General features: G+C 65.6%; 13 protein-coding genes. 10 read left to right on the top strand and 3 right to left on the bottom strand.

Translation table 11 applies throughout. The features are described 5' to 3' along the window. Positions 1-70: 70 nt before the first annotated feature. The 3 genes from NTY77_11150 to NTY77_11140 form a co-directional block, all read right to left on the bottom strand. Complete coding sequence (locus NTY77_11150) at positions 71-1,174, bottom strand: carbamate kinase (protein ID MCX5796041.1); 1,104 nt, start codon at positions 1,172-1,174, stop codon at positions 71-73. A gap of 8 nt (positions 1,175-1,182) precedes the next feature. Beyond that, positions 1,183-2,244, bottom strand: a complete 1,062-nt coding sequence (locus NTY77_11145; GenBank protein MCX5796040.1) for an ornithine carbamoyltransferase — start codon at positions 2,242-2,244, stop codon at positions 1,183-1,185. Positions 2,245-2,333: 89 nt separating this feature from the next. Continuing rightward, positions 2,334-3,527, bottom strand: a complete 1,194-nt coding sequence (locus NTY77_11140; protein MCX5796039.1) for a YgeY family selenium metabolism-linked hydrolase — start codon at positions 3,525-3,527, stop codon at positions 2,334-2,336. A 67-nt stretch (positions 3,528-3,594) separates the two neighbouring features. On the opposite strand from NTY77_11140, the gene NTY77_11135 reads away from it, so the two are divergent. The 10 genes from NTY77_11135 (at position 3,595) to NTY77_11090 (ending at position 15,876) form a co-directional block, all read left to right on the top strand. Continuing rightward, the gene (locus tag NTY77_11135; protein MCX5796038.1) at positions 3,595-4,863 is read left to right on the top strand and encodes a M20/M25/M40 family metallo-hydrolase; all 1,269 of its coding nucleotides are present in this window, start codon (positions 3,595-3,597) and stop codon (positions 4,861-4,863) included. Between the two features lie 78 nt (positions 4,864-4,941). Continuing rightward, positions 4,942-5,958: an ornithine carbamoyltransferase gene (locus NTY77_11130; protein MCX5796037.1), complete on the top strand. Its 1,017-nt coding sequence runs from the start codon at positions 4,942-4,944 to the stop codon at positions 5,956-5,958. Positions 5,959-6,074: 116 nt separating this feature from the next. Further along, positions 6,075-7,151 carry an aspartate carbamoyltransferase gene (pyrB, locus tag NTY77_11125; protein ID MCX5796036.1) on the top strand — a complete coding sequence of 359 codons (1,077 nt, stop codon included), beginning with the start codon at positions 6,075-6,077 and terminating at the stop codon, positions 7,149-7,151. Positions 7,152-7,316: 165 nt separating this feature from the next. Next, positions 7,317-10,730: a hypothetical protein gene (locus tag NTY77_11120; GenBank protein MCX5796035.1), complete on the top strand. Its 3,414-nt coding sequence runs from the start codon at positions 7,317-7,319 to the stop codon at positions 10,728-10,730. 91 nt (positions 10,731-10,821) lie between these two features. Beyond that, positions 10,822-12,534, top strand: coding sequence for a fumarate hydratase (locus tag NTY77_11115; GenBank protein MCX5796034.1), 1,713 nt, complete (start codon positions 10,822-10,824; stop codon positions 12,532-12,534). Further along, a complete protein-coding gene (locus NTY77_11110; protein ID MCX5796033.1) occupies positions 12,518-13,624 on the top strand; it encodes a hypothetical protein in 1,107 nt (368 codons plus the stop codon). Before NTY77_11115 ends, NTY77_11110 begins: the two co-directional genes overlap by 17 nt. Beyond that, positions 13,621-14,595: a hypothetical protein gene (locus NTY77_11105; protein MCX5796032.1), complete on the top strand. Its 975-nt coding sequence runs from the start codon at positions 13,621-13,623 to the stop codon at positions 14,593-14,595. Before NTY77_11110 ends, NTY77_11105 begins: the two co-directional genes overlap by 4 nt. A gap of 38 nt (positions 14,596-14,633) precedes the next feature. Then, positions 14,634-15,104, top strand: a complete 471-nt coding sequence (locus tag NTY77_11100; protein ID MCX5796031.1) for an ankyrin repeat domain-containing protein — start codon at positions 14,634-14,636, stop codon at positions 15,102-15,104. Between the two features lie 255 nt (positions 15,105-15,359). Further along, entirely contained in the window at positions 15,360-15,656 is a 297-nt protein-coding gene (locus NTY77_11095) for a BrnT family toxin (GenBank protein ID MCX5796030.1), read from the top strand. Continuing rightward, entirely contained in the window at positions 15,652-15,876 is a 225-nt protein-coding gene (locus NTY77_11090) for a CopG family transcriptional regulator (GenBank protein MCX5796029.1), read from the top strand. Before NTY77_11095 ends, NTY77_11090 begins: the two co-directional genes overlap by 5 nt. Positions 15,877-15,891 lie beyond the last annotated feature (15 nt).

Below are 15,891 nucleotides of genomic sequence, written 5' to 3'. Positions count from 1 at the left end.
CCTCGCAAAAGGAAGCCCCCGCGCCGTCCCGCCCACAGGGCCGGGCCGACGCGGGGGGCTTTCATCGCCGTTACGGGACTATCGTCGTGCCCGCGGTCCCGACCAAGGTCTTGTCGAAGAGCTCGGTCTTGCTGATGTAGGCCGCCTGCCCGCCCTCCTCGATGAACTTGATGGCGGCCTTGATCTTCGGCCCCATGCTTCCGGCCGGGAAAGGGCACGGCTTGCGGTTGTAGATCTCCTGGGCTTCCTTGAGGGTCAGCTTGCGCAGGTCCACCTGGTCCGGCTTCTGGTAGTTGAGCTTGGCGCCGTCCTCACCCGTGAAGATGGTGAGCGTCACCAGGTATTCCTCGCCGCGCGCCTTGGCCCTTCTCAGCAGCATGTTGCCCAAGAGCGCCGAGGCCAGGTCCTTGTCGATGACGGCCTCCACGCCGGAATAGATCTTCGCCGGCTTGCCCTTGGCCTTCTTGAACTTGATGTCGTAGTTGCAGGTGTAGACGTCCTGGCTCCCTTCCGTCGTCGGAGCGACCACGGATACCGGGATCCCCCCTCCGCCGACCGTCACGGGGATGATGCCGGCCTTGATGAGGGCCTCCACCGCGTCGATCTCCACGATGTCGGTCGGGACCGGGGACGGGACCACGCGGCGCCAGAGCTCCTGGCCCGAGGCGTCCTTCTTGTAGAGCTTGACGGCCCAGCCGTCCTTGGCCTTGCGGTCCAGGGCCTCTTCCTTGCTGTAGGTCGGCCCCACGTACTTGGACGGGGTCTGGAAGTCCGGGTCGTTGCGGTCCACCACCACCTGGGTCACCAAGGCGGCGACCTGCTTGTTTATGCCACGCGTCTGCAGTTCGCTGGCGAGCAGGCCCAGCATGTAGCCCATGGCGCCCTGGCTGTCCGCGCCGCAGACGTCGAGCGGCAAGGACGGCAGGATGGAGCGGGAGTGCTCGGCGCGCAGGAGGATGTTGCCCACCTGCGGCCCGTTGCCGTGGGTCATGACGTAGAGGTCGTCGGGGTGCCTCTCGATGATGTCCGCCACCAGCTTGCAGGTCTGCGCCGTCTTCTGCCACTGCAGGGCGACGTCCGGGATGAGGTCCTTGCCGGTCTTGGCGTCCTTCAAGCCCACCGGCGAGACCTCGTTGCCGCCGAACGCGAATATCCTCAGGTTCTTCTTAGCCATAAGCCCCCCTATGCCGCCACGCGCTGCTTGCCGGCGGGCTTGCCCGACGGCTTGTAGTCGAACTTGCTCATGGTCAAGGCCATGATGGCCTTCTGAGCGTGCAGGCGGTTCTCGGCCACGTCGTAGATGATGGAGCGCGGGCCGCTGCAGACCTCGTCCGAAACCTCATGGCCGCGGTCCACCGGCATGGGGTGCGTGTAGAGGGCGTTGTTGGTGAGCGCCATCTTCTTGGAGTCGGTGATCCAGTCCGTGTACTTGAGCGCGGCCTCGATCTCCGGCTGCTTCTGGAAGCCCTTCTCCGGATCGTAGGCGTGGGGGCTCATCCAGTTGCGGGAGTAGACGATGTCCGCGCCGCGGTAGCACTCCACGGGCTCGTTGGTCATCTCGAACTTGGTGCCGGCGGCCTGGCAGTTCTTCTTGACGTTGGCGATGACCTCGGGGTCGAGGTCGTAGCCCTTGGGATTGGCCAAGGTCACGTTCATGCCCAGGCGCGAGTTGATGAGGATGCTCTCCTGCACGCTGCACCAGGAGCGGGCCAGGGCGCCGTGGCCCCAGACCATGAGGAGCTTCTTGCCCTTGATGCTGCCCAGATGCTCGCGCGCGCCCTGCACGTCGGCCAGGCCCTGGCAGGGGTGGAACTTGTCGTGGGCCATGCTGACGATCGGGATGGAGCCGTGCTGGCAGTACTCCCGCAGCAACTTGTCCCCGTCGCCGTATTGCTGGACCTTGTCTTCCAGGATGCGGATGCCCAGGCCGCAGGCGTAGCGGCTCATGACCTTGGCCGCGTCCTCGATGGTCTCGCCGGCGGACTTGCTGGTCTTCAGGCGCATGGCGGAAGGTTCCAGGAACTGGGCATGGGCGCCGAGCTCGGTGGCCGCGCACTCGAACGATTGGCGGGTGCGCACCGAGGGGTTGTAGAAGAACATGAAGAAAGTCTTGTGCTGCAGGATCGATGTGTACTTGGACGAGAAGCGGTCCTTCTTCATCTCGGCCGCCAGTCCCAGCACGGCCTCCAGCTCTTCCACGCTCCACTCCTGCGTGCAGACGAGGTGCTTTCCAAATAGATTCATGGGGTTCCTCTCCTTAGATATTTGCGCCTGTTCCGGCTCTTCGGATTATAGAGCATTTCCGGTGGGAAAGTCCATGGGCGGGACCGGCCCTATTTGGAGGCCTGGTACGCCCCAGGATACAGGGCGTAGAACCTGGCCGCCTTGACCAGGTCCGCTATGGCGATGCGGTCCTCATAGTTGTGCAGGAACCGCTTCTCCCCCGGGCCGAATCCCACGCTCGGGATGCCCAGCAAGCCGCAGGAGGAGACACCGTTGGAGCTCACCGTCCACTTGTCCACCACGGGCGGGGCGCCCAGAGCCGCCGCCGCGGCCCGCTTGGCCGCCCGGACGACCCGGCAGTCCTCGGGCATGGACCAGCCGGGGAAGTACTTCTCAGTCTTCTGCACCAGCCCCGTCGAGGCCGGTTTCTCGTAGAACAGCGTCTCCACCTTGGCGCCTTTCGCGCCCGGCAAAGCGCGGATCTGGCGCAGCGCGAGCTCCTTGGTCTCCCCGGCCGTCAGCCGACGGTCGATGGACAGCCGCACCTCGTGCCCCAGCCGGTTGAAGCCCGGGCTCTTGACGCTGATCTGCGTGACCGCGATGGTGCCCTTGCCCAAGAACGCGTCTCTCTTGAGCCTCGGATCCAGCTTCTCGATGCCCGCGATGAGCGGCAGGGCCGCGTAGATGGGATTGACCCCTTCTTGCGGGGTGGAGGCGTGGCAGGATCTCCCCGGCACCGTGGCCTGGATCTCCATGCGGCCGCGCTGGCCGCGCATGACCTTGAGCTCCGTGAATTTCCCTATCACCACCGCCTCGGGCTTCAAGCCCGTCTTGGCCAAAGCGTACCACAAGCCCAGGCCGTCGCAGTCCTCCTCGAGCGTGCTGCCCGTGACGATCACGGTCCCGGCCAGCAGACCGGCCTCGCGCATGGCCTTGGCGCCGTAGATGATGGAGGCCAGCGCGCCCTTGTTCTCGGCCGCGCCGCGTCCGTACACGTACTTGGCGTCGACCTTCCCCTTATAGGGGTCGCACTTCCACAGGCTCCGGTCGTGGATGCCGACCGTGTCCATGTGCGCATCGAAGAGGATCACGGGCTTGCCCGAGCCCATCACGCCCACCGCGTTGCCGATCTTGTCCACGAAGGCCTTGGCGAAGCCGCACGCCTTCATCTCTTGGACGGTCCTCCGCGCCACCTTGCCTTCGCCCCCGCTGGGGCTGGGCAAAGCGATGATGTCGCGCAGGAACTCGACCATCCGGCCGCGGTCGCGCTCCAATATCCGGCCTAAAGCCTTGGTTCGGTCCATTTTGCGCCTCCTGGATTTGTATTATACCCTTATGTCCACGCGACCCGGAATGATCGGAGGCGCTCCCATGAAACTGCTGTCCGCCCTGAAGGACCATGACTTCTCCAGCGTCGTGAGCTTCGCGCAGAAGCTCATCCAGCAGAAAAGCCTCTCCGACCAGGAAAAATCCGTGGTCGAGCTCTGCATCAGGGAAGCCACGAAGCTGGGCTTCGACGAGGCCTACAGCGACCGGATGGGCAATTTCATCGGCAAGGTGGTCATAGGCGACGGCAAAGGCAAGAAGGTGGTGCTCACCGGCCACCTCGACACGGTCAACGCCGAGCCCTCCAAATGGGACGCCGAGACCAGCACCCATTCTGCGACCATCAAGGACCAGAAGCTCTACGGCCGGGGCGCCTCGGACATGAAGGGCGCCTTCGCCACCATGTTCGGCGCGGCCGCGTTCCTCAAGAGCCTCGCCCCCAAGGGCTGCGCCGGGGAGATCTACCTGGTCGGCACCGTCGTGGAGGAGCTCTTCGAGGGCGTCTGCTTCCTGGAGGCCTTGAAGAAGCTCCAGCCGGACTACGTCATCGTCGGCGAGGCCTCCGAATGCCGGCTGAACATCGCCCAGAGAGGCCGGGGCGAGATCTTGATCAGCGTGTTCGGCCACGGCAAGCATGCCTCCGTGGGCCGGAGCACGGTCAACCCCCTGGAGCAGGTCGCCTTCATCATCGAGGCCTTCCACGTCTGGTACCGCTCCGAGGCGGTCGGCCTGCTGGGCAAGCGCAACATCGTGCCCACCGACATCAAGATCCCGGTGGGCGGCGGCGGCGGCATCGACGGACGGGGCGGCAACTCCACCGTCCCCAACGAGGTGGAGCTCACCTATGACGTCAGGACCTTACCCGGAGACACGGAGGAGTCCATCCTCAAGCTGGTCCGGGACAACATGGAGCCGGTGGTCTCGCACGGCAAGCGGCTCTATCCGTCCTTCAAGGACCCCATCATAGAGTACGCGCAGGACGAGTGCACGACCTATACGGGAGTGCGCATCAAGCAGACCAAATTCGCCCCCGCCTGGCAGGCCGGCGAGGCCGATGAGATCGTGGCGCGGGCCAAGCTGGGCTTGCAGAAGATGGGGCTCCCGGTCGAGATCGGGGCCTACAGCTTCTGCACCGACGGCAGCGCCGTGGTGAAATACCGGGGGCTGTTCCCCGACCGGGACTGCCAGGTCGTCGGCTTCGGCCCCTCGTTGGAATCCCTGGCTCACACCACCAACGAATACATAGAGATCGAGCAGATGAAGAAGGCCTTCCAGGGCTATGTCGGCATCGTCTCCGAGCTCCTGAAGAAGTAGCCTCGCTGTTGCGCAAAATCGCGCAGAAATGTTAAGGTACGGCTCTGCCGCGCATCATAACAGGGAGGAGATAAGGGAATGATCACCAACATGAAGGGCAAGGATTTCATCAGCGTCATGGATTTCAGCAAGGAAGAGCTGGAGACCATCTTCGACGTGGCCTTCGACCTCAAGCGCCGCGTCGCCATCGGCGAGGACCACAGCCACATCCTGCGCGGCAAGAGCCTGGGGATGCTCTTCGCCTCGCCTTCCACCCGCACCCGCATCTCTTTCGAGACCGGCATCACCCAGCTCGGCGGCCACGGCCAGTACTACACCCCGGAGCAGCTCCAGCTCAAGAACAAGGAATCCTGGAAGGACACCGGGGCGATGATCAGCCGGTTCCTGGCCGGCTTCTCCATCCGCCTCTACAACCTCAAGGCCCAGATGGGCGCGGAGAGCTACAAGTACGGCGACGCCCGCGAGGTCCTGCGCGCCATCGCCAAGGACGCCAGCATCCCGGTCATCAACATGCTCGACGACAAGGAGCACCCCTGCCAGATCATGGCCGACATCATGACCATGATGGAGAAGTTCGGCAAGGAGGACTACAAGAAGAAGAAAATCGTCATGTCCTGGGCCTACGACGACCGGGCCAAGTCCGCGGGCGTGCCGCAGACCATGATCGCGGCCGGCGCCGTGCTGGGCATGAACATCGTCCTGGCCTATCCCAAGGAGCCCGGCGTATACGACGTGGACCCCGAATACGTCGAGTTCGCCAAGAAGGCCGCCAAGGTCTCCGGCGGCAAGCTCACCATCGAGCACGACATCTGGAAGGCGGCCAAGGGCGCCGACGTCATCTACGCCAAGTCCTGGGCCCGCGACCCCGAGAAGCACGCGGCCTGCGGCCCCAAGTACGCCAAGGACTGGTGCATCAGCCACGAGCACTTCAAGAAGGCCAACCCGCGCGCCAACTACATGCACTGCCTGCCGGCCAAGCGCGGCAAGGAAGTCACCAACGAGCTCATCGACGATCCCGCGATCTCCATCGTCAACGACGAGGCCGAGAACCGGATCCACGTGCAGAAGGCGATCATGTCGCTGACCATGCGCTGAGGGCTCCCGGACGGGCTGTCGCGTCATCCGCCGCTTCCCAAAGGAAGCGGCGGAGCTTTTTTCCCCGCGCATAAAATCGTAGAATCATAGCGCCGCAAAAAAACGCAGGAGGGCTGATGAAAAGGACCGCGCTCATGACCGAGGTCGGCCGCAACTGGGACGAGTTCCACGCCAGCGACGTGTCGCAGAAGCTGCCGTTCTTCTCGCGGGAAGGCCGGCTCTACGACTGCCTCTTCTCCCAGCAGTTCGACCGGGCGCTGCTGGACCACCTCTTCGCCGTGGCCGACCGCTTGCGCGCGACCACCCAGGCCAAGGCCGGGGCCGACGCCGTGTCCCGGCTGCTGGCCCACAAGCGCGCCATGCTCTACTTCGTCCAGCCTTCGACGCGCACATTCCTCTCTTTCCTCAACGCCTGCCACATCATGGGCCTCAAGACCTCGGAGATCCGCGACACCTCCACCTCCTCGGAGATGAAGGGCGAGTCCCCGGAGGACACGGTGCGCACCTTCTCCAGCTACGTGGACCTCATCATCATGCGCCACCCGACGCCGGGCTTCGTCGAGAAGACGGCCTGGTTCATGAACCGGGTCAAGCGGCCGGTGCCGGTCATCAACGGCGGCTCGGGCAAGGACCAGCATCCCACCCAGGCGCTCCTGGACGCCTACACCCTCCATCGCAGCCTGCCGGGCGGACCGGAAGGCAAGACGCTGGTCATGGTCGGGGACTTGAAGCGCGGCCGCACCGTGCGCTCGCTCTCCTACCTCATGAAGAACTACCAGGGCGTCAAGCTGGTCTTCGTGTCCCCGCCCCAGCTGCGCATGGAAGCGGACATCCTCGACTTCCTCAGGCGCCACTCCATCCCCTACCGCGAGACCGACGACCTCGGCCCGGTCCTGCCCGAGGCGGACGCCATCTACATGACCCGCATCCAGGACGAGCACGACGCCGCCGGGGAGTCGAAATCCCTGGACTTGAGCCGCTTCCACTTCCGCGCCGAGCACCTCAAGGCCATCAAGCCCACCGCCATCATCATGCATCCCCTGCCCCGCCGCCAAGAGATCGAGACCTCGGTGGACGAGGACGACCGGGCCGTGTTCTGGCGCCAGGAACGCAACGGCATGTGGGTCCGCGCGGCGCTGATCTCCTACATCTTCGGCGTGGACGGCCAGATCCCGGCCCCCGGGAAGCACTGAGTCGGAGCAGGCCATCTGGACTTCCCGGCCTAGGACCAGGCCCGGCAACAGGCCCTGATATCCATAGGCCATCTTCCTCCGCCCGCCTGCCCTCGAAGACCTAAGCCCGCCGCAGCAGGGTATAAGTAGAATTGGGATACTATATTGATGTTCCGGAGGATCTCAATGCCCTGGCGCCACCTTTCCTTGTTCAAGAGCATCGTCTCTGTCGCCTTGTCCGCCGCTTTGGTCGCCCTCTCCCCGGGCTTCGCCGCCTATGAAGCCGCGGCCGCGACGATGACTTCCGCCGCCGGCGTCGCCAGACAGACCGGCGTGGCCCCCATCACGACTCTGAGCAGCATCGCCATCGGCTCCAACCTGAACACCACCTTGGCCCCGGCGCAGGACCTACGCCTCTCGGGTTCCCTGTCCGCGGGCATCGCTCCGGCCGTGAAGGTCGGCATGACCGCCGCGCCGGTCTCCCCCATCAGCCAGATCCCGTCTTTGGCCGCCCCTCTCCAAGCCCCTTCTCTCTACCAGACTCGGACTCTCTCCAAGACTCCGGCGCCTGCAGCCGCCACGCCCGTGGCCCAGAAGATCACCGGCCTCTCGCAGCAGGTCGACGTCACCCTCAAGTCCGCGGGAGACATCTCCCACGCCGGAGCCGAGGCCGCCAACGGCGTCGGAGCCCGGATCGAATCCATCATGACCGGCGCCCCGGCCGCCTCCTGGGCCGACGGCGGCTTCGTGGCCGCGGCGGAGTCCATGGGCGACCTGTCTGCGGGCGTTCAGCTGGCCCGGCCCGCGGGCGAAGAGATCGCGCTGGCCGCGCAGGCCTACTATGGGAAGAGCGAGACCAAGGTGGTCAGCGGCATCCCCGAGATGAAGGACCAGAACCCGGGCCCCAAGAAAAACAGCCCCTTCTGGCCCCGCGTCATGGCTTCCGGCCTGGCGCTGCTGCCCGCGGCGCTCCTGGGCTGGCCGCTTCTAGCCGGCGGTTCGCTTGTGGCCGGCGGAGCCGTGGTCCTGGCCAGCGTCCTGCTCGCGGTCCTGCCCTTCGTGGGCGACCAGACCCCTAAGGCGGTCCGGGTCCTGCCCGGCGCCGCGCTCCTCGGCCTGGGCGCTCTGGCCATAGCCTTCGGCTCCTACGGCATCGGCACGCTCGTGGCTTTGGGCGGCTGGGGCCTGATGCGCTACGGCAAGTCCCCCCAGGACGGCAACGATTATGACAGCGGCAAGTCCCTCTCCGCCTTCTTCGGCGGCCTCGGCGCCATCACGGGCGCGGGGCTGGCACTGCTCTCCCCGGCCGGCTGGCTGGCCGCGGGTCTGGGCATCCTGTCCTATCCGTTCGCGGCCCTGCTGCTGATGCATCTGCCCTCCTGGGTCGGCTACGGCATGACCTCTGCCTTCAGCAACATGTTCGAGAGCATCCGCGGCCTGGACAGGGTCGAGTCTTCCTTAAGACGCGACACGAACGCCTATGAGCGCCTGACCGCCTATACCCGAGCCCAGCTGAAGCAGTCCTTATGGAACGCGGTGTGGCTGGCCGGCATCTGGGTCCCGATCTGGCTCTCACAGCTCGTGCAGTGGGCCTTGTCCGTGGCGGGCGGAGCGGTGGTGGGCGCGGCGCAGGCCCCGGTCATGTTCCTCTGGGGCGCGGCTCACGAGCTCAAGGCGGATTCCAAGCCGACCAAGTTCCTCGCGGCCTGGGCGCACTTCATGTTCGACAACGTGCAGGGCGCCAAGAAGTCGCTCTTCAACCGCGTGGAGGAGCCGCTCATCCCTTACGCGAACTCCCGCAACAAATTCGTGAGCCTGCCGGCGACCTTCGCGATCCGGCTCCTGCAGTGGGCCTGGCTCGCCTACGCCGTGGTCGGCACGCCGGTCCTGGGCATCGCCGGCTTCTTCCGCGCTTTCGGCAAGCTCTCCGAGACTTATGACGATGCCAAGCACGACCCGCGCCGCATGCACGTGGACCGCAATGACCGGCCCGGAACGCAGCCCGGCCCGCAGGACCCGGACCAGCCGGGACAGCCGGGCACGAGCAACATCATGCCGCGCCTGATAGCGGCCGGGCTGGCGCTGCTGCCGGTCTACTTCCTGGGCCTGCCGCTGTTGGCCGCGGCCGGGCCGCTCGTCGGCGGCGTCTATCTGGCCGCGACCTTGAGCCTGGCCGCCTTGCCTTTCGTGCCGGCCAAGACCCCGAAGCTGGTGCGCCAGCTGCCGGGGTTCCTGCTGGCCGCGATGGGCCTGGGCATGCTCTATCTCACGCCGGTGCTGCCCTTCAGCCTGCTGGGCTTGCTCGCGCTGGCCAAGACCAACGCGTTCTGGATGGCGGCCCTCTCCATCGTCGGAGGCTGGGGCCTGACGCGCTATCTGGGCAAGGCGCTGGCCGAAGGCAAGTCCACCTATTCCGTGGACGACCCGGAATACATCGGCGCCTTCTTCGCCGCCGTGGCCGCGGCCGCGGGCGTGGGCATCGTGCTGACCGGCCTGGCCGGCCTGCTCCCCTTGTCCGTGACCGTCCTGGCGTATCTGACCAGCCCGCTGCTGCTCATGCACCTGCCGCGCTGGGTGTTCAGCGGCTTCGCATCCGTCTTCGAGGGGCTCTGGACGAGCTTCAAGGACTCCTACCGCCTCGTCAGCGTCTGGGACCGCGAGACCGACTTCTACAGGAACCTCAGCCATCACGCCCGCTACTGGCTGGACAAGAGCGTGTGGAACGGCTCGTGGCTCTCCGTCATCTGGGTGCCCATGGGGCTGATGATGCTGGCCGACCTCGCGGTGAGCGCGGCCTTGGCCCTGGTCTGGGGGACCCTGCGCGCCCCCTTCAATTACGCCAAGGGCGCGATCGATGAGGCTTACCCGAAGTCCGCGGCGGCCCGGTTCTTCTCCGGCTTCCTGAAGGCCTGGGAGGAGCACACCGAGGGCAAGGCGACCAAGGAGTCTTTCCTTGCGCTGGCCGAGCCGCTGCTCAAGGGAGCCAGCGACAAGACGGCGGTTAGCGGCCGGCCAACGCTTGCGGCCGCGGCCAGTTTCCTGGGCCTGCGCCTGGCGCAGCTGGCCCTGCTGACCGTCCTCCTTCTGGGGACGCCGCTCATGGCCCTCTTCAGCGCGGCCCGCGGCGTGAGCGACGCGCTCAAGGGCGAGCCGCCCGCCCAGCCGCCGGCCGCTCCGGCCTCACAGGCCCTCGCGGCAAGCCAGCGCAGCTCAGAGAGCGGCAGAGCCAATCCCGCCCTGCTCGGGACCCTCGCAGCCCTGGGGCTGGCGCTCTTGGCCGGCGTCGGTGTCAATGCGGCCCTCGCGCTGCTGACGGGGACGCTTTTCGGAGCGGTGGCCATCGGAGCCGGTCTGGCGGCACTCGCCGCCGCGGCGATACTGGCGTTCAACACCATCGGCACGGGACGCGGGCAGCCGCTCTGGAAGGACATCATGGCCGGGGTCCTGGGTCTGGCGGGGGTCTTCGGCGTGGGCGCCGGCGTCCAGGCGCTCGTCGTTTCTCTGACTTTGGCCGCCGCGGGCTACGCCGTGGTGGGCATCCTGGCCGCCATCGGGCTCGTCGCCGTCCTCAAAGGATTGGGAAAGACCCGCAGGTCCTGACTCAGCTTCAGGGCTGGTCCGCCCGCCGTAAAGCCGCAGGCAGCTTTGCGGCCCACCTGGCCGGAGCCCGTTTTTATTGTAGAATCCAATCATGAAACGCGCCACCTCCACGCCCGCGGCAGGATTCGAGTATCATCCCCCGTTCCCGCTGGGCAAGGACCGCACCAAGTACCGCCTGCTGACCAAGGCCGGAATCAGCGTCTCCAAGTTCGAAGGCCAGCCCATCCTCAAAGTGGAGCCCCAAGCCTTGGCTGGGCTGGCCAAGGAGGCCCTGCGCGACATCCAATTCCTCTTGCGCCCCGCGCACCAGCGCCAGGTGGCCGACATCCTCAAGGACCCCGAGGCCTCGGCCAACGACAAGTTCGTGGCCCTCACCATGCTGGAGAACTCCGTCATCTCCGCCAAGTTCGAGCTCCCCTTCTGCCAGGACACGGGCACGGCCACCATCGCGGCCTGGAAGGGCCAGCAGGTCTGGACCGGGGCCGACGACGCGCAGTGGCTCACCTGCGGAGTCTGGCAGACCTACACGCAGGAGAACCTGCGCTACTCCCAGACCGTGGCCCTGGACATGTACGAGGAGAAGAACTCGGGCAATAATTTGCCCGCACAGATCGACATCTACGCCACGGCGGGCATGGAATACAAATTCCTCTTCATCGCCAAGGGCGGCGGCTCCGCCAACAAGACCTATCTCTTCCAGGAGACCAAGGCGTTGCTCAACTGCGCCAGCCTCAAGAAGTTCCTCATCGAGAAGATGAAGTCCTTGGGCACGGCCGCCTGCCCGCCCTATCACGTCGCCTTCGTGGTCGGCGGGACCTCGGCCGACGCCTGTCTCAAGACCGTCAAGCTCGCCTCGACCGGCTACTATGACGCGCTGCCCGCCAGCGGCGACAGCCACGGCCGAGCCTTCCGCGACCCGACCCTGGAAGGCGAGCTCCTGGAGGCCGCCCGCAGATCCGGCTTCGGCGCCCAGTTCGGAGGCCGGCACTTCGCCCACGACGTGCGCGTCATCCGCCTGCCCCGCCACGGCGCGTCCTGCCCCGTGGGCATGGCCGTCTCCTGCTCGGCGGACCGCAGCATGCTCGCCAAGATCGACGCGGCCGGGGTCTGGCTCGAGGAGATGGAGCGCCGCCCCGAAAAGCTCATCCCGGCCGAGTACCGCAAGAAGGGCGTAGACGACGCGGTCCGCATCGACCTCGACCGCCCCATGCCGGACATCCGGGCCGAGCTTTCCAAGCATCCGGTGGCGACCCGGCTGTCGCTGACCGGCCGCATCATCGTGGCGCGCGACATCGCCCACGCCAAGTTCAAGGAGCGCCTCGACCGCGGGGAGGGCCTGCCGCAATACCTCAAGGACCATCCCGTGCTCTACGCCGGTCCCGCGAAGACCCCGCCCGGCAGACCCTCCGGGTCCTTGGGGCCGACGACTGCTGGGCGCATGGACTCCTACGTGGACCTCTTCCAGGCGCAAGGCGCGTCCTTGGTCATGATCGCCAAGGGCAACCGCAGCGCGGCGGTCGCGGAGGCCTGCCACAAGCACGGCGGCTTCTACCTGGGAACCATCGGCGGCCCGGCCGCGATCCTGGCGGAGCGCAACATCAAGAAGGTCGAGCTGCTGGAGTACCCGGAGCTGGGCATGGAGGCGGTCTACGCCATCGACGTCAATGACTTCCCGGCCTTCATCCTGGTGGACGACAAGGGCAACGACTTCTACCACAAGCTCTCGTTCATCGGCGAGGTGAAGAGCCTGCCCCACCGTCCTAGCGCGGCCGAAGCGCTGAAAGGCTATGTGGAAAACCGCTGAAGGCTCCACCGGACGGCTGGTCCAGCTCTGCCTGGCCTACTACTTCTTCTACGTCATCTTCGGCGTAGCCACGAAGTGCTTCACCGGCCACTACGCCGTGGTCGCGCCGGTCATGACGGACATGGAGTTCCTGGTCTGGAGCACCTTCGGCGGCTCGCTCATCTGCCTGGTCGTGGTGCTGGTCGCGGGCTGGTGGCGGACCGGGAACAAGCCCGGCCGGTACGTGGAACTCGGGCCGGTGCGCCTGCCCGCCGAATTCCTCTACATCATCCCCTCCGGCATCATGACCGCCGTGGTCATCCCCACCACGACCTTGATGTACATGCTGCTCAAGTCCGTGATGGTGGCCATGATCATCATGCGCGCCAGCGTCATCGTGATCAGCCGCCTGATCGACGAGGCGCAGATCCGCCAGGGCATCCTCCGGAAGAAGGTCTACTGGGAGGAGAACGTGGCGATGATCTTCGCCGTGTCCGCGGCCGCCACGCAGATCTTCCTGGCCCGCAGCGAGGATTTCGACTTCCTGCACAACGCGGCGGCGATGGCCGTGCTCTCCGCCTACATCGGCGCCTACTCCATCCGCATCTACATCATGAACTACTACAAGAACACCCGGCCCAAGGGCGCGCCGCTCGACAACAAGTGGTTCTTCTCCATCGAGCAGATCTCGGCCTCCGTGGCCATGGCGCTGATCGCCCTGGGCGTCTTCGCCAGCTCGTCCCAGGCCCGGCCCGTGCTGGAGTTCCACGCGGCCCTGGTCAACATCCACCCCAAGTGGCTGCCCGCGACCGGGGCCGGCGCGGTCTACGGCATGGTGGCCTTCTTCTCGGTCTTCATCTTCATGTTCAAGGGCCGCACGGCCACCTTCGCCGGCCTGGTCAACCGCCTGACCTCCTTGGTGGCCGGCACCACCGCGACCTTGCTGTCATACTTCATCTTCGGCGCCAAGTTCCCCAGTCCGGCTGACTGGGGCTCCTTGGCTCTCATCCTCGTGGCCGTAGGCTTCCTGTCCCTGGCCGAGAAGAAGCGCGTCTGGGAGCTGGCCAAGGCCAACGAGATACCAATACGACCCGTGGAGGTCAAATCATGAACGAAGTCCTCGACACCGTCCTTCTGCTCGCCCTGCCCGCCTCGGGCAAATCCGAGGTGCGCCGCTATCTGGAGCTCATGCCCGCCGAGCCCCGCCGCCAGGACTTCCACATGGGCCCCAGCGTCCAGCTCGACGATTTCCCCTACGTGCACATGATGCGGCGCGTCGACGACGAGCTGGTGCGCCTGGGCCACGAGCGCGTGTTCTTCCAGTCCCCGGAGCAGCCCTTCCGCAACCCTTTGGATTGGGGCACCTTGATCGAGCTGGTCAACGAGGACCACGAGGACCTGCTGCAGAAGAGGCTGCTCATCCCGAAATCCGCGGCCTTGGACCTCCTGGACCGCCTGGACCGCGCTTCGGTCAAGGTCGGCGCCCCGGCGCGGCTGGTTCAGCTCGATAAGTCCTGCCGGATGAAGCTGGCCGAGGCCCTGGAGACCGAAGCCCGCAAGATGGTCAAGGAGAAGCAGGAGAGCTATCCCAGCACCTTGGAGGGCAAGACCTTGGTCATCGAGTTCGCCCGGGGCGGCCCGCTGCACTCCCAACAGCCTTTAGCCGAGCCGTTCGGCTACCGCTATTCGCTGGCCCGGCTCTCGCCCAAGCTGCTGGAGAAGGCCGCCATCCTCTACATCTGGGTGACCCCCGAGGAATCGCGCCGCAAGAACCAGGCGCGCAGCAACCCCAAGGACCCGGGGTCGATCCTGCACCACGGCGTGCCGCTGGATGTCATGCTCAACGACTACGGCCAGGACGACATGGAGTGGCTGCTCAAGAACTCCGAGCGGCCCGGCACGGTCACGGTCAAGGCGCACGGCAAGACCTACCATCTGCCCGTGGCGCGCTTCGACAACCGGGTGGACAAGACCTCGTTCTTGCGCGAGGCCCAGGGCTCCTGGAAGCCGGCGGCGGTCAAGGCCGTGCACGAGGGCCTGCGCGAGGCCTTGGACCACCTGGCCGGCGTGGCCAAGCGCTAGGAGGCAGAATTTAAAGCGGCGGGCCAGAGGAGACGCCAATGGACATCCTACTGTGTGCATTCGCGGCCGCATGCCTGTTCGCGTGGACGCCGAGTCAGGCAGGGCAGATGGTCAGAGTGCATCTGCCCGATTCATGCAAACCTCTGATGGAGGCGGCCCGCGACGGGAATGCGGCAAGGATCGAACACGCATTAAAGGGCGGAGCTGATCCGAATTGCCGGATGGAACCAGGAAAGACTACGGCGCTCATGGTCGCGGTTACCAACGGACCCCTTGCCGCCGCTGAACCCTTACTGCGGAGGAAGGCCAATCCAAACGCACAGGACAGTGCCGGCGCAACAGCGCTAATGTTCGCAGCTCAGCTAGGCAAGGAAGACATAGTGAAGGCGCTTCTAAAGCGCGGGGCGAGGACCCGGATTAAGGCAAAAAATGGCGTGACAGCAATCGACTTGGCCAAAGACGCGGGGCATAAAAGCGTTGTCGCTATCTTATCAACGGCGAAGCGATGAGAGCTTGCGCTACCGGTCTCCGCCCAACATTCGCTTCAGCCGCGCGCGCTATTGGACTCCACGAGGCGCGCCGCCGAGCCCGGCGTTGAGCCAAAAATCCAAATACACGGCCCGTTCAGCGCCTTTCCTCGTCTCCGATTCCGCGTTGCCTCACGACACGATCCCACCACGGAACTTTTCCAGCCCTCAATCGTATATAGAGTAAGGCCCCGATGCCGCACCTGGCGCCCTCTAGGTATAACTGTTATACTCTCTATGGAGCACTTCGAGTTCGACCCCAAGAAGGACCGGATCAACAAAGAGCGCCACGGAGTCGACCTCTCCTGGGCTCAAGAGCTATGGGACCAGCCCCACGTCATCATCCCAGCCAGGGACGTCGTCGGCGAAAGCCGCTTCCTGATCCTGGCCAAGGCGGACGGCAAGTGCTATTCTGCCGTCTTCACGAAACGAGGCTCAGCCATACGGCTCATCAGCTGCCACAGAGCGGACCGCCGCTTGGAGAAGTCATATGAAAGCCACATCCAGGACGAAGAAGATGCGCAAGAGCATTAGCGCCGCCGCATTCGACAGGAAGTTCGACCGCGGCGAGGACATCTCCGCCTTCCTCGACCTCGAGAAAGCCGCCGTCGTCCGGCGGGTCAACGTCGATTTCCCGTCCTGGATGGTCGAACTCCTCGACCAAGAGGCCCTCAAGCTCAACGTCTCGCGCCAGGCCATCATCAAGATGTGGATACGCGAGCGTCTCGACCCATCCCATCGCCTGACGCGCTGAGCCCCAGCCGGCAGG

This window comes from Elusimicrobiota bacterium, from assembly GCA_026388095.1.
Taxonomy (GTDB): Bacteria; Elusimicrobiota; Elusimicrobia; order UBA1565; family UBA9628; genus UBA9628.
Note: the sequence above shows the minus strand (reverse complement) of the source record. Positions and strands in the feature narration are given on the sequence as shown.

Bases quoted from the DNA above. Each gene is read 5' to 3' on its own strand.
- NTY77_11150 (MCX5796041.1), bottom strand. From the start codon at position 1,174: ATGGCTAAGAAGAACCTGAGGATATTCGCGTTCGGCGGCAACGAGGTC.
- NTY77_11145 (MCX5796040.1), bottom strand. From the start codon at position 2,244: ATGAATCTATTTGGAAAGCACCTCGTCTGCACGCAGGAGTGGAGCGTG.
- NTY77_11140 (MCX5796039.1), bottom strand. From the start codon at position 3,527: ATGGACCGAACCAAGGCTTTAGGCCGGATATTGGAGCGCGACCGCGGC.
- NTY77_11135 (MCX5796038.1), top strand. From the start codon at position 3,595: ATGAAACTGCTGTCCGCCCTGAAGGACCATGACTTCTCCAGCGTCGTG.
- NTY77_11130 (MCX5796037.1), top strand. From the start codon at position 4,942: ATGATCACCAACATGAAGGGCAAGGATTTCATCAGCGTCATGGATTTC.
- pyrB (MCX5796036.1), top strand. From the start codon at position 6,075: ATGAAAAGGACCGCGCTCATGACCGAGGTCGGCCGCAACTGGGACGAG.
- NTY77_11120 (MCX5796035.1), top strand. From the start codon at position 7,317: ATGCCCTGGCGCCACCTTTCCTTGTTCAAGAGCATCGTCTCTGTCGCC.
- NTY77_11115 (MCX5796034.1), top strand. From the start codon at position 10,822: ATGAAACGCGCCACCTCCACGCCCGCGGCAGGATTCGAGTATCATCCC.
- NTY77_11110 (MCX5796033.1), top strand. From the start codon at position 12,518: ATGTGGAAAACCGCTGAAGGCTCCACCGGACGGCTGGTCCAGCTCTGC.
- NTY77_11105 (MCX5796032.1), top strand. From the start codon at position 13,621: ATGAACGAAGTCCTCGACACCGTCCTTCTGCTCGCCCTGCCCGCCTCG.
- NTY77_11100 (MCX5796031.1), top strand. From the start codon at position 14,634: ATGGACATCCTACTGTGTGCATTCGCGGCCGCATGCCTGTTCGCGTGG.
- NTY77_11095 (MCX5796030.1), top strand. From the start codon at position 15,360: ATGGAGCACTTCGAGTTCGACCCCAAGAAGGACCGGATCAACAAAGAG.